This is a genomic window from Micromonospora hortensis (genome assembly GCF_022230935.1).
Taxonomy (GTDB): domain Bacteria; phylum Actinomycetota; class Actinomycetes; order Mycobacteriales; family Micromonosporaceae; genus Micromonospora; species Micromonospora hortensis.
Genome location: NZ_JAKKFE010000070.1, coordinates 204,549 through 217,252, shown reverse-complemented (window position 1 = coordinate 217,252; position 12,704 = coordinate 204,549). Strand labels below are relative to the sequence as shown.

General features: G+C 70.6%; 13 protein-coding genes and 2 pseudogenes. 8 read left to right on the top strand and 7 right to left on the bottom strand.

The window, feature by feature from the left end:
* Positions 1–522 precede the first annotated feature (522 nt).
* Positions 523–1,077, top strand: a complete 555-nt coding sequence (locus tag NIE111_RS30290; RefSeq protein ID WP_210782112.1) for a hypothetical protein — start codon at positions 523–525, stop codon at positions 1,075–1,077.
* Here the strand turns inward: NIE111_RS30290 and NIE111_RS30285 are convergent.
* Positions 1,062–1,550 (bottom strand): MarR family winged helix-turn-helix transcriptional regulator, encoded by a 489-nt coding sequence (locus tag NIE111_RS30285; protein ID WP_238687639.1) that lies wholly within the window; start codon positions 1,548–1,550, stop codon positions 1,062–1,064. The genes NIE111_RS30290 and NIE111_RS30285 overlap by 16 nt on opposite strands.
* A gap of 125 nt (positions 1,551–1,675) precedes the next feature.
* Here NIE111_RS30285 and NIE111_RS30280 point away from each other — a divergent pair, with 125 nt between their 5' ends.
* Positions 1,676–1,903, top strand: a complete 228-nt coding sequence (locus NIE111_RS30280; protein ID WP_091396532.1) for a hypothetical protein — start codon at positions 1,676–1,678, stop codon at positions 1,901–1,903.
* 9 nt (positions 1,904–1,912) lie between these two features.
* On the opposite strand, the gene NIE111_RS30275 is transcribed toward NIE111_RS30280, so the two are convergent.
* The 6 genes and pseudogenes from NIE111_RS30275 to NIE111_RS32540 form a co-directional block, all read right to left on the bottom strand.
* Positions 1,913–2,518: a DciA family protein gene (locus tag NIE111_RS30275; RefSeq protein WP_238687638.1), complete on the bottom strand. Its 606-nt coding sequence runs from the start codon at positions 2,516–2,518 to the stop codon at positions 1,913–1,915.
* Positions 2,508–3,641 (bottom strand): DNA replication/repair protein RecF, encoded by a 1,134-nt coding sequence (recF, locus tag NIE111_RS30270; protein WP_238687637.1) that lies wholly within the window; start codon positions 3,639–3,641, stop codon positions 2,508–2,510. The genes NIE111_RS30275 and recF overlap by 11 nt, the downstream gene beginning before the upstream one ends.
* Positions 3,642–3,657: 16 nt before the next feature.
* Positions 3,658–4,530, bottom strand: a complete 873-nt coding sequence (gene gnd, locus NIE111_RS30265) for a phosphogluconate dehydrogenase (NAD(+)-dependent, decarboxylating) (protein WP_091396544.1) — start codon at positions 4,528–4,530, stop codon at positions 3,658–3,660.
* Between the two features lie 40 nt (positions 4,531–4,570).
* Entirely contained in the window at positions 4,571–5,704 is a 1,134-nt protein-coding gene (gene dnaN, locus NIE111_RS30260; RefSeq protein ID WP_238687636.1) for a DNA polymerase III subunit beta, read from the bottom strand.
* Between the two features lie 777 nt (positions 5,705–6,481).
* Positions 6,482–7,804: pseudogene (dnaA, locus tag NIE111_RS30255) on the bottom strand (chromosomal replication initiator protein DnaA); the annotation flags it as partial.
* Positions 7,805–7,986: 182 nt separating this feature from the next.
* Positions 7,987–8,311, bottom strand: a pseudogene (locus NIE111_RS32540) (chromosomal replication initiator protein DnaA); the annotation flags it as partial.
* A gap of 625 nt (positions 8,312–8,936) precedes the next feature.
* On the opposite strand from NIE111_RS32540, the gene rpmH reads away from it, so the two are divergent.
* The 6 genes from rpmH (at position 8,937) to rsmG (ending at position 12,499) form a co-directional block, all read left to right on the top strand.
* Complete coding sequence (gene rpmH, locus NIE111_RS30250; protein WP_007453904.1) at positions 8,937–9,074, top strand: 50S ribosomal protein L34; 138 nt, start codon at positions 8,937–8,939, stop codon at positions 9,072–9,074.
* Positions 9,075–9,108: 34 nt separating this feature from the next.
* Positions 9,109–9,525 (top strand): ribonuclease P protein component, encoded by a 417-nt coding sequence (rnpA, locus tag NIE111_RS30245; RefSeq protein WP_238687635.1) that lies wholly within the window; start codon positions 9,109–9,111, stop codon positions 9,523–9,525.
* Entirely contained in the window at positions 9,522–9,818 is a 297-nt protein-coding gene (gene yidD, locus NIE111_RS30240; protein WP_238687634.1) for a membrane protein insertion efficiency factor YidD, read from the top strand. The genes rnpA and yidD overlap by 4 nt, the downstream gene beginning before the upstream one ends.
* A gap of 2 nt (positions 9,819–9,820) precedes the next feature.
* Entirely contained in the window at positions 9,821–10,810 is a 990-nt protein-coding gene (yidC, locus tag NIE111_RS30235) for a membrane protein insertase YidC (RefSeq protein ID WP_238687702.1), read from the top strand.
* A gap of 212 nt (positions 10,811–11,022) precedes the next feature.
* Entirely contained in the window at positions 11,023–11,640 is a 618-nt protein-coding gene (locus NIE111_RS30230; RefSeq protein WP_091397533.1) for a Jag family protein, read from the top strand.
* Positions 11,641–11,788: 148 nt separating this feature from the next.
* Entirely contained in the window at positions 11,789–12,499 is a 711-nt protein-coding gene (gene rsmG, locus NIE111_RS30225; protein WP_238687701.1) for a 16S rRNA (guanine(527)-N(7))-methyltransferase RsmG, read from the top strand.
* Positions 12,500–12,704 lie beyond the last annotated feature (205 nt).

Genomic DNA, 12,704 nt, shown 5'->3' with positions numbered 1-12,704 from the left:
CCTCGGCCACTTTCTCGCGTCAGCCGCGCCGGTAGGGCGCGTCGGGCGCGGGTTCGGCGGACAGGACGCGACGTCGGCGCGCGGACCGGCACCGGAGAACTCCGGACAGCGGGTCGAACGCGCCGGTCGCCGCGGTTGCCCGCGGATCGCGATCGGCTCGACCCGACGTGGAGAATGAATCTGGGGCCACCGGCCCCGTCTCACTCCCGCACCGGGTCTTCGTCTCGCTGTCAATCCTACTGTGCGTGGGGGACAGAACCACCACTCGGCACCCTCAGCGAGGCGGCTGAGAAGTCCATAGCCGGCAGAACCACGCCGCCCACGACTCCCCCCACACGCCAGGCCCTCATCGCACGCGCCGCCCCGGAACGGGTTGACCCGCTGTCGGGCGGGTCGGGGGTCGCGGCCGAAGCGTCAGTGCCGTACGTTTGCGGCGCCCCGGAACCAGCCTTGATCTTTACCGGTTGGAACCGGGACGATCGACCCGATCGACCCGACACGTGCTCTTTTAAGAGGTGACAGATGGGGCTGGACAACGTCGCGGTGCACTGGCCGCGGACCGGCCGCTTCTACGACCCGGTCGCGCCGGCCGAGTTCGTCGACTTCGGCGAGATCGTCGACCTGCCGCGCATCTCCGCGCCGACCGCGGCGCTGGCCGAGTTGATCGCGAAGACCGGCACCATCCGGGCGACCGCGTACACCGAGCTGGTGGATCTGCTTCTCGGCCTCGAAGGTGTGTTGTACGCCACAGACGCCGCAGCCGAGGACGAGGACCCGGTGATCGACCCGGACGGCTGCTCCTGGATCGCGAGCGGCATCGAACGGTTCGTGGCCGCGCACCGCGCGACCGGCGAGGCGGTCACCTTCGAGTCGGTGAGCATCGTGCTGCGCTCCCTACTCGGCGACGGTCGGTTGGCCGAGCAGCAACTGCGCTGGCTGGAGAGCCGGCTCGACGCGCTGCGCGACGAGCGCGGTGACCCGCCGCAGTGGAACTTCACCTGCGCCGAGCTGGGCGTGCTGGCCGCGTTCTACAGGCGCTGCGCCGAGCGCGGGTTCGCCGTCTACGCCGACGCCTGAGGCGCCGCGTCAGTCTCCGAGGGGGCCGGTCGGTTGGCGGCCGAGATCAGCTGCGTGAGCACCGCGTGCAGGTGTTGCAGGTCCTCGACGGGCAGCCCGAGTCGCTGCACGATCGCGGCCGGGATCAGCTCGGCCTGACTCCGCAGCGCGGCACCGCTGGCGGTGAGGGTGACGGCGAGGCTGCGCTCGTCGCTCGGATCGCGTTCCCGGCGCAGGTAGCCGGCCGCCTCCAGCCGCTTGAGCAGGGGTGACAGCGTGCCCGGGTCGAGCTGGAGCAGGCGACTGAGATCGCGACCGGACAACGGCGCGTGCTGCCAGAGCGCCAACATCACCAGGTACTGCGGGTGGGTGAGCCCCATCGGCTCCAGCAGTGGCCGGTAGACGGCCACCACGCTGCGCGCGGCGACCGAGAGGGCGAAGCAGACCTGCTGTTCCAGGGCCAGCGGGTCGACGCCGTCCGGTCGTTCGCTCATCGGTTGCCCTCTCTCCGCACGGTGACTATCGTACCGATCATTGGTACACCAACCATTGGTGCCCCAAAGGTCTGCTCGGGCGACGGGCGAGAACCGGCGAGGCGACGCGGGGAAGAGGGCGGCAGATGAGCGAGGACGGCGCGATCACCAGGGCCCCGGGCGAGGGCGGCCGACTGATGCGCTGGGCCTTCCGGCACCTCGCCGGCCCAGCCGAGGGCGTGCAGGGCGCGGTGCAGGGCGGCTCGGCCGAGGCCCGCGAGGCGTGGAAACGTGACCTGGCCGAGCGCAAGCGCTTCACCAGGGAGCAGCGGGAGCGCAAGCGGGCAGCCCGCGAGGCCGACCGGCGCGGCTGAACGGCCGGCTCAGCCGTACGTGTCGCGCGGACCCCGGCCGCGCACCCGGCGCGGGCCCTTCCCCCAGGAGGGCGCGGCCGGGCCGTGGATGTGCAGCTTGCGGACCACGTTGTGCCCGACCTCGCTGGCGATCTGCTTGAGCAGCGAGCCGGCGAGCAGCCGCAACTGGGTGGCCCAGGCGGTCGAGCGCGCCTCCACCGTCAGCTCGCCGTTCTCCAACTTCACCGGGCGGCTGTTCTGCGCGACCTCCGCGCCGACGACCCGCTCCCAGGCGCCGAACACGGTGGCCTCGGCCGCCGGCTGCTGCCAGCCGCGCGCCTTCACCAGCCGGTTCAGCACGGCGCTGAGCGGCTGCGGATCGCGCGGATCGGGGCCGGGGCCGGAGTAACCGCGCAACCGCCGCCCCGAGCCGCCGGCAGCGTCGCCGCTGCCGGGAGCACGCCGGGCGCGGGCCGCCGCCTGCCGTCGGGACAGCGCGGCGTCGAGCACCGCCCGGGCCAGCTCCGGCCCGCTGGCGGCCGCCGCCGGCTCACCGCCCGCCGACTCCGCCTTGGGAGTGCGCGCAGCCGGGGCATCGCCCGCCGCTGGCCGATCGGTGCCTGGCTTATCCGACACGGCGTACCGTCCCTTCGCCGACCTGGTAGCGGGTGCCGCGCAGGGCTGCCGGCACGTCGTCGTCCACCGCGCAGGTGACCAGCAGCTGACTCGCCCCGCCGACCAACTCCGCCAACCGCTCCCGGCGGCCGGTGTCCAACTCCGCGAAGACGTCGTCGAGCACCAGCACCGGCTCGATGCCGTCGGCGCGCAACAGGTCGTACCCGGCCAGCCGCAACGCGAGGGCGAACGACCACGACTCGCCGTGGCTGGCGTACCCCTTGGCGGGCAGTGGACCAAGGCTCAGCGCCAACTCGTCGCGGTGTGGGCCGACCAGTGTGGTGCCCCGCTCGATCTCGGCGGAGCGGGACGCGGCCAGGGCCGCCGTCAACGCCTCGGCCAGCGCGGCCCGATCGGTGGTCGGCTCGGCCAGCTCGATCGAGGGCCGGTAGGTGATGCCCGCCGCACCCCGACCGGCGGCCACCGCGTCGTACGCCTTGGCAACGTGCGGGGTGAGCGCGGCCACCAGCTCCAGACGGCCGGCGAGCAGCTCCGCACCGTGCTGGGCCAGGTGGGTGTCCCACACCGCGAGGGTGCCGAGGTCGCCACCCCTGGAGCCACCGGTCTTGCGGGCCAGGTACGCGGTGCGCAGCAGGGCGTTGCGCTGTTTGACGACCCGCTCGTAGTCGGCCCGCACGCCCGCGAACCGGGGCTGCCGGTTGACCAGCAGGTCGTCCAGGTAGCGGCGGCGCTCGGCCGGATCGCCCCGGACCAGCTCAAGATCTTCCGGAGCGAAGAGCACCAGCCGGAGCGCCCCGAGCACGTCTCGGGCCCGCCGTGCCGGTGAGCGGCCCAGTCGGGCCCGGTTGGCCTTGCCGGGCACGATCTCCAGCTCGACAAGGAGTTCGCGGCCGTCGTGCACCACCGCGCAGCGGATGACAGCGGACGTGGCGCCCATCCGGACCAGAGGCGCGTCGGTGGCGACCCGGTGCGAGTCCAGGGTCGCCACGTAGCCCAGCGCCTCGACGAGGTTTGTCTTGCCGACGCCGTTGGCGCCGATCAGGACGTTCGCTCCCGGCTGGAGGTCGACGGCGACCCGCTCGTACGAGCGGAAGTCGACCAGTTCCAGCCGGTGAACGTACACAGGTTGTGGATACCGCTCAGCGCTTGTGGACGGCGTGGCCACCGAACTGCTGACGCAGCGCGGAGACGGCCTTCATGGCGGGCGAGTCGTCCTGCCGCGAGGCGAACCGGGCGAACAACGAAGCGGTGATGACGTTCAGCGGCACCGCCAGCCGGACCGCCTCGTCGACGGTCCACCGTCCCTCGCCGGTGTCCTCCGTGTAGCCGCTCAGATCGGCCAGCTCCGGGTCCTCGTCGAGCGCCCGGTCGAGCAGGTCGAGCAGCCAGGAACGGACGACGGTGCCCTCCCGCCAGGACTTGATGACGCCCGGCACGTTGGTCACCAGCTCCGAGGCTGCCATCAGCTCGTAGCCCTCGGCGTAGGCGTGCATCAGGCCGTACTCGATGCCGTTGTGCACCATCTTCGAGTAGTGCCCTGCACCGACGGGGCCGGCGTGCACGAAGCCGAACTCACCCTCCGGCTTGAGCGCGTTGAAGATCGGCATCAGGCGGTCCACGTGCTCCTGGGCGCCGCCGACCATCAGCCCGTAGCCGTTCTGCCGGCCCCAGACGCCGCCGGAGACCCCGACGTCCATGTAGCCGATGCCCCGCTGGTTGAGCCGCTCCGCGCGGGGCGCGTCGTCGCTGAAGCGCGAGTTGCCGCCGTCGATGATGATGTCGCCCTCGCCGAGCACCTCGGCGAGCTCGTCGATCGTGGCGTCGGTGACACCGGCGGGCACCATGACCCAGACCGCGCGCGGCGACTCAAGCTTCTCTGCCAGGCCCGCGATGGTCGTGACGTCGCTGATCTGCGCGTTGTGGTCGAAGCCGACCACCTCGTGCCCGGCCGAACGCAACCGCTCCCGCATGTTGCCGCCCATACGGCCGAGTCCTACCAGGCCGAGCTGCATGTGTTTCTACCTCCGTGGATCTGGGTGTTGCTGGGCGCGATCAGCGCGAGACGCGGATCGGCATGATGAGGTACCGGTACCCCGGAATGACCTCGCCATCCTCACCAGCGGGAGAGATCACCGCGGGCTTGAAGGCGTCGACGAACGAGAGCACGGCCGTCTGAGCGCCCAGGTTTGCCAGACCGTCGATGAGGTACTGCGGGTTGAAGCCGATGGTCAGTGCTTCACCGGTGAAGGTGGCCTCCATCGCCTCGCTGGCCCGTGCCTCCTCGGAACCGCCGGCCTCGACCACGAGACCGTCGGCGCTGAAGCTGAGCAGCACCGGGGTGGTCCGTTCGGCGACCAGCGCGACCCGCTTGACCACCTCGATCAGCGTGCTGACCGGCACCCGGGCCGCGGCGTTGTGCGTGGCGGGGAAGAGCGACCGCACCGGCGGGTAGTTGGCGCCGTCGAGCAGCCGGCTGGTGGTACGCCGGGTGCCGCCGGCGAGGCCGACCATGCCCTCGCCCGCAGCGCCCTGGGCGAGGGCGAGGGTGACCTCGCCGCCCAGCGGGCCGAGAGCCTTGGCGGTGTCGTTCAGGGTGCGGGCGGGCACCAGGGCGTTGATGCTCACCTCGGGGTCGTCCGGCCGCCACTGGATCTCGCGCAGCGCCAACCGGTAACGGTCGGTGGCGAGCATCGACAGGGTGTCGCCCGACAGCTCCACGCGGACACCGGTCATCATCGGCAACGTCTCGTCGCGACCGGCGGCGATGGCCACCTGGGCCACAGCTGTGGCGAACGCCGCGGCGTCGACGGTGCCGGCGCTCTGCGGCATCTCGGGCAGCGCGGGGTAGTCCTCCACCGGCATGGTGGGCAGGGTGAACCGGGCGCTGCCGCAGACCAGCTCGAGGTGCGCGCCGACCGCGGCGATGTCGACGGGCTTGGCCGGCAGCGCCTTGGTGATCTCGGCGAGCAGGCGGCCGGAGACGAGCGCGGCGCCGTCGGCGTCGCCCTGCACCTCGACTGTCACCTGGCTGGAGACCTCGTAGTCGAACCCGGAGACCCGCAGGTTGCCGTCGGTGACGCGGAGCATCACCCCGGCGAGCACCGGTACGGATGGCCGGTTGGGCAGGCTCTTCGCGGTCCACGCCACAGCCTCGGCGAGCGCGTCGCGCTCCACTCGGAACTTCATCAATGCCTCCGCGTCGACGTCAGCGACAACTCTCTCATGCCGACCGCTGCCTACCGTCCCGCCCGACCGTGCGGGTACCCATCGCACCTTAGGGCGCGGGGACATCGGCTGTGCGCCCGACCCCATGGATCGTGTCGATGCTGACCGGCTGATCCGACAGCGTTCGGCCCGATCCACAGAAAGCCCAACGGTGATGATTGGTTTTTGTTCTCTTAGAAGAGATAACTCATCGTCTTCATCGCACCTGTGCAAACTGTGGAAAACCGGGGTCTGCGCAGGTCAGACAGGTTATCCACCGGTGATTTAGCTGTGGAGAACCGGGGGTACAACCCGCTCGCGTGTCCACAGCCCACCGACGACGGCCGGTTGTCCACCGTTGTCCACCGGTTGTCCACCGGTAATCCACCGACTTTCTCCCCAAGCCTGTGGATCGCGGGGAAGATCACCATTGCCGTCATCCCCAGAACCTTCAACAGCTCGTACACAGGTTGATGATGATCGGTGGATAACCTGACCGGCGTCCCCAGGCGTCCACAGCCTCATACACAGGGTTTCTCCACAGCCTGTGGGTAACTGGCGGAGGACGGACCGTAGTTATCCACCGACGGTGGACAACGAGCTGTGGACAACGAGTGGGGATCGAGGCGGTCACGGCCTCAATGCTGTGGTCTACACCATGTCGAGAGTCCAGCTGACCGACCCAAAAAGAACGCCCGACCGGAGACCCGGTCGGGCGTGTCCTGCGGCTGTGCGCCGCCGCGAGGGCGGTCGTACGCCTCAGCTGTTCTGTTTGATGCGGTTGGTCAGCTCGGCGATCTGGTTGTACAGCGAGCGGCGCTCCGCCATCTGCTGACGAATCTTGCGGTCGGCGTGCATCACTGTGGTGTGGTCCCGACCGCCGAACGCCTGCCCGATCCGGGGCAGCGACAGCTCGGTCAACTCCCGACACAGGTACATGGCCACCTGGCGGGCGTTGACCAGTACACGGGACCTGGACTGACCACGCAGGTCCTCCAGGCTCACACCGAAGTAGTCAGCGGTCGAGGCCATGATCTGGTCAGCGTTGATCTCCGGACCGGCGCCGTCGGGCATGAAGTCCCGAAGCACCTCCTCGGCCAGCGACAGCTCGACGGTCGACCGGGTCAGGCTGGCGAACGCTGTCACCCGGATCAGCGCGCCCTCCAACTCCCGGATCGAGTTCGACACCCGGGAGGCGATGAACTCCAACACGTCCGGCGGGGCGTACATCCGCTCCTGCGCCGCCTTCTTCTGCAGGATCGCGATCCGGGTCTCCAGATCCGGCGGCTGGATGTCGGCCAGCAGCCCCCACTCGAACCGGGTTCGCATCCGGTCCTCGAGGGTCGCGAGCTGGCGCGGCGACCGGTCAGAGGTGATCACGATCTGCTTGTTGGCGTTGTGCAGCGTGTTGAAGGTGTGGAAGAACTCCTCCTGGGTGCGCTCGCGGTTCTCCAGGAACTGGATGTCGTCGATCAACAGGATGTCGACGTCGCGGTAGCGCCGCTGGAACGCGCTGGTCTTGTCGTCCCGGAGCGAGTTGATGAAGTCGTTCGTGAATTCCTCGGTGGACACGTACCGGACCGAGCGGGCGTTGCCGAGCGTCGTGGCGTAGTGCCCGATGGCGTGCAACAGGTGCGTCTTGCCCAACCCGGAGTGCCCGTAGATGAACAGCGGGTTGTACGCCTTGGCCGGCGACTCCGCCACCGCCACGCTCGCCGCGTGGGCGAAGCGGTTGGACGAGCCGATGACGAACGTCTCAAACATGTACTTCGGGTTGAGCCGGTTGCCGCCGGTGTCGGCACCTGGCAACCGACGGTCGTCGCGGCCACCGGTCCGATGGTCCACCGCGCTGCGACCCGGACCGCTGTCCGTTCCGCTGTCCCGGGGCAGCGAGCGGATCACGTGCTGGTCGCGCGGTGATGCCGAGTCGTCCCGGTAGCGGGGCTCGTACGGCCGGGTGTCGGGGCCGGACGGATCCAGGCGGGCGGCCTGCTCGTCGTAGCCGCGCCGGTCCGGGCCCGGCCGGGAGGGCCGCAGGGGCTCCGCGAAGGCAGCGCTGAACAACGCCTCCTGCCCGTCCCTGCTGGCGGGAATCAACCCCGCGCGATGCCCCTCCACGGGTGGCGCGAGCGGCGGACCCGCCGGCGCGGGCGGCGGACCCGGATCAGGGGTACGCGGCGCGGCCGACTGCTCAGGGATCATCGCGTCGGCCGACGGCCGAGCGCCCTGGTCGTCGTGGAACGGTGCGATGCCGGGACCGTCGATGTCGAGTTGCCCGGTCTCCGGGGCGCTGCGATAGACGGTGCCGGCCGGGCGGCCGGTGGCGTCCTCGGCCACCCGAACGGTGACCGCGACCTGGATCGGTCGGCCCAGCCGGCGGGTGAGCGCCTCGGTGATCGCCGGGCGCAGCCGTGACTCGATCACGTCGCGTGTGAACGCGTCCGGAACGGAGAGCAGTGCGGTGTCCTCGACGATCGCTCGCAGCCGGGTCAGTCGGAGATAGGCACGCTGCTGGGCGGAGATGATCTCGTCGGCGAGCTCGTCGGTCGCCGCTAACCACACTGCGGCAAGGTCGGTCGTACCGGCCACCGTCGTGCCACCCCCTCGCTTCTGCTCCCGGCCGCCGCTGTCTGCCAGCCGGCCGTCCCGGGCCCGCCGCGTTCGCGGGTGGAACAACACCCACCCGGACGGTCGACCGGTGGTCATCCACAAGTTATCCACAGCCTGTGTACCGACCGATTGTGGCCGCCGCCGGTCGCGGGTGGGACCTGCCCCTGCCTGATCGGGCGCTGAAGCGGGTTCACCGTGCCGAACGATTCACTGCCATGTCCGGTCTTGCCTGCGCGACGACCGGAGCTTCCGACGCTCACCGCAATCGGGCACGGTAACAGCGTTGTCCCTGCGCCATCAACCGGCGACGCGGCAGCGCCCTTGTCGGCATCAGTGAAAACCGCCCTTCGGCCTCGGGCGCGTCCCGTTCTCCCCTGCTCGGGGTGTTTGACGGTCATTGCCCCCCTGCGTAGGCTGGAACGGCTGCTTTCTCGCCCTCTGCTAGGGTGATGGGTGCTTGCTGTCCGCGGTCGCATCCCCGCATCGCCGAGGTCCCGCTCCGCCGGGCAGCACCGATCGTGGGCCACCGTCGAGGTGGCCTGGACCACCACACGACCCCGGCGATCCCGTCGCGCGGGGCGCGTACGAAAACGGAGAGCCTGACGTGAGCAAGCGCACCTACCAGCCGAACAACCGCCGGCGCGCGAAGACCCACGGCTTCCGGCTGCGCATGCGCACCCGTGCCGGCCGTGCCATCCTGTCGAGCCGTCGCGCCAAGGGTCGCACCACCCTGTCGGCCTGAGCCGACCGGGCCGGTCCAGGGGACGTGGGCAGTCGTGCTGGCCGCCGCACAGCGACTGCGGCGCAGCACTGACTTCGCCGCAGCGGTTCGCGGTGGCCGACGCGCCGGACGTGGCGCCGTCGTGGTCCACCTGACCGTGCCGGTGACCGTCGACCCCAGCACACCGACCTTGCCGGAGCCGGTACGGGACAACAGTGCGGAGCAGTCGTCCGTGCCGTCCCGTGCCGGCTTCGTCGTGTCCAAGGCTGTCGGCAACGCGGTGATCCGTAACCGGGTCCGACGCCGACTGCGGGCGCTGGTCCGGGAACGGCTGACCGACCTGCCCGCCGGCAGCACCCTGGTCGTCCGGGCGCTCCCCGCCGCGGCGCAGGCGTCGTACCCTCGGCTCGCCGCCGACCTGGACGCCGCCATCGCGGTCGCCCGGTCGCCGCGCGAACGGCGGTCCCGATGAGCGGCACCGAGCAGAGTAGCCCCCGGCCGTCGACAACAGGTGCCAAGGTGCTGATCGCGCCCATCATCGCGTACCGTCGGTGGATAAGTCCGGCACTGCCGGCTCGCTGTCGGTTCTACCCGTCGTGCAGTGCGTACGCCCAGGAGGCGGTCGTTCGGCATGGCGCGCTCCGGGGAGCCATGCTGGCGGCCCGGCGGTTGTTGCGCTGCCACCCCTTTCACCCTGGTGGATATGACCCGGTGCCGGAGCCGGGCGGCCGCCGTCGTGCTGATGTGACTGGAGCCCCGAATTGAGTCTGAGTCTCGACTGGATCTACTACGCGATTTCGTGGATCCTGCTGACCTGGCACTCTGCCTGGGACGCCATCGGGGTGCCCGTCGGTGCGGTGATCGGCACCAACTTCGCCTGGATCCTCTCCATCATCTTCCTGGTGGTCACCGTCCGGGTGATCCTGTTCCCGGTCTTCGTCAAGCAGATCAAGTCGCAGCGGGCGATGCAGGCGCTCCAGCCCAAGGTCAAGGAGCTTCAGGAGAAGCACAAGGGTGACCGGGAGACGCTCCAGAAAGAAATGATGGAGCTGTACAAGAAGGAGAAGGCCAACCCGCTTATGGGTTGCCTTCCGATGTTCCTTCAGATCCCGGTCTTCCTGGGCCTCTTCCACGTGTTGCGCCGGCTCGACCCGGACAAGAATGCCAAGACCCTGTACGGCTGGACCGCCGACCAGTTCGAGAGCGCCTCGCAGGCGAAGCTCTTCACCGCCCCGATCGCCGGTAAGTTCGGCTCCACTGCCGACGAGCTGGCCAGCCTCGGCGCCAACGGCACCACCGTGAAGATCATCGCTGGTGTCCTGGTCCTGGTCATGATCGCCACCACCTACCTGACCAGCCGTCAGATGATCCTCAAGACCGGCTGGGCCGAGGACCCGCAGCAGCGGATGATCCAGCGACTGATGCTCTACGGCATCCCCGCGTCGCTGCTGATCTCCGGCGCGATCTTCCCGATCGGCGTCATCATCTACTGGGTCACCAACAACCTCTTCACCCTCGGCCAGCAGCAGTGGGTGCTGCGGAAGTTCCCGCCGCCGGTGACCGCCAAGAAGGCCGTCGCGCCCGCCGCCAGTCGCAACCCGGTGCAGCCCGCCAAGTCCGGTGGTCTGTTCGGTCGCGGCAAGGCCGCCCCGCCGGCGCCGGTCAAGGCGACCGCGCCCAAGGTTGCCGGGCCGAAGCCGGGCGCCAAGCCGGCGAACAACCCGAAGAAGAGCCGCCCCGCCAAGCGGCAGGGCTGACCTGCGCGGGCCGCCGCCGGTGATCCGGCGGCGGCCCGCTCCGCACCGCGCAGCCGCCGTACGGCCGGCGCCGGGCGGAACCGACCGCGCACCGCGCGGCCACGGGCGACACTGCCCGTACAGACGTGCCCGTGGGCACCGGCGACCTCCAGCCGGCCCCGGGAAACCAGTCGGACCCGACGGTCCGGCCGAGCGAGTACGGAGATGAGACCGTGACCGAGACCAGCATCCCCCGCGCCGAGCAGTCCCTGGACGAGGAGGAGACCGCCACGCTCGCGGTGGACGGCGACGACACCGAAGCCGATGACACCGAGGCGGACGACGACACCGACACCGCCGCTGGCACCCGGGTGAAGAAGGCTGTGGGCGAGGGCGACCTGTTCCGGCAGAGCGAGATCGCCGCCGACTACGTCGAGGGACTGCTCGACATCCTCGACTACGACGGCGACATCGACGAGCTGGTCGCCGCCGGCCGTCCGATGGTCGAGGTGGTCGGCGAGCGGCTGCAGAACCTGGTCGGTCAGCGGGGGGCCACCCTGGAGGCGCTCCAGGAACTGACCCGCCTTGCCGTCTTCCGGCAGACCGGTACGCCGAGCCGTCTGCTGCTCGACGTCGGTGGCTACCGGGCGAACCGCCGTAAGGAACTCGCCGCGGTCGCCAAGAACGCCGTCGAGAAGGTCAAGGAGTACGGCGAGCCGGTCCGCCTCGAGGCGATGTCCGCGTTCGAGCGCAAGTGCGTCCACGACGTCGTCAACGCCATGTCCGGCGTGGCGAGCGAGTCCGAGGGTGTGGAGCCGAACCGGCGCATCGTCGTACGGCCGGCGGACTGACCGGGTGACCCACGACGACATCACGGCCGACGCCGTGTCCGGCCCGGGCGGCACGCCGCCCGGGCCGTCCGCTGTCCGCCCCGCCACCGTCGACGGCGACGCCGAATCGGCCGGGCCGGACACCGCCCCGTCACCGGCCGACGCGGCGTTGCCGCCCGAGCTGGCTCCGGCCGCGCTGGCCCTCTTCGGTGACCGTCTCGACCTGGCCGCCGCGTACGCCGAACTGCTGGCCACCGACGGGGTGGTCCGCGGCCTGATCGGTCCCCGGGAGGCACCCCGCATCTGGGATCGGCACCTGCTCAACTGCGCTGCGGTCGCGGAGCGGATTCCGTCCGGCGCGACGGTGCTCGACGTCGGCTCTGGTGCCGGTCTGCCGGGTCTCGTCCTGGCCATCGCCCGCCCCGACCTCACTGTCACCCTGATCGAGCCGCTGGCCCGGCGGACGTCGTTCCTGATCGAGGTCGTCGAGCGACTCGGCCTGGCCAAGTCGGTACGGGTGTTCCGCGGCCGCGCCGACGAGGCGGCCAGCGGGTCGAGCGGCCGGGAGCCGATCAGCGGAGACGTGGTGACCGCGCGCGCGGTCGCACCCCTGGATCGGCTCGCGGGCTGGAGCCTGCCACTGGCGGTTCGCGGTGGTCGGCTGCTGGCGCTCAAGGGCTCGTCCGCCGCCGCCGAGATCGAGGAGCACGCCGAGGTGGTGGCGCGACTCGGCGGTGGGGAGCCGGCCGTGCAGCTCTGCGGGGTCGGGGTGATCGATCCGCCCACCACTGTCGTGGAGATCGTGCGCGAGCGGATGGTCGGCCCGGCCCGGCCGTCGGCCAAGAAGCGCGCCCGGGGTGGACGCTCCCGCCGAGGTTGAGACTTCGCGCCATCGGGCTTCCGGCCGGTGGGTTGCCTCGTTGTACCGGTACGGATGGACGAGGGGATGAGAACCCGACGTGGACCGGCCGCGCCCGTCCGCCGTAGGCTGACCGCGCGTCGATAGTGTGGAGCGGGTGACGGACGTCGCGGGTCTCCGACCGCTCCCGCGGGCCGTACGCTCCGGGTTGCGGGGCGTGGATGCG

Coding starts and splice junctions, on each gene's coding strand:
- dnaN (WP_238687636.1), bottom strand. CDS start 5,704: ATGAAGTTCCGAGTGGAGCGCGACGCGCTCGCCGAGGCTGTGGCGTGG.
- NIE111_RS30290 (WP_210782112.1), top strand. CDS start 523: ATGGGGCTGGACAACGTCGCGGTGCACTGGCCGCGGACCGGCCGCTTC.
- gnd (WP_091396544.1), bottom strand. CDS start 4,530: ATGCAGCTCGGCCTGGTAGGACTCGGCCGTATGGGCGGCAACATGCGG.
- yidD (WP_238687634.1), top strand. CDS start 9,522: ATGAGCGGCACCGAGCAGAGTAGCCCCCGGCCGTCGACAACAGGTGCC.
- NIE111_RS30280 (WP_091396532.1), top strand. CDS start 1,676: ATGAGCGAGGACGGCGCGATCACCAGGGCCCCGGGCGAGGGCGGCCGA.
- NIE111_RS30285 (WP_238687639.1), bottom strand. CDS start 1,550: ATGAGCGAACGACCGGACGGCGTCGACCCGCTGGCCCTGGAACAGCAG.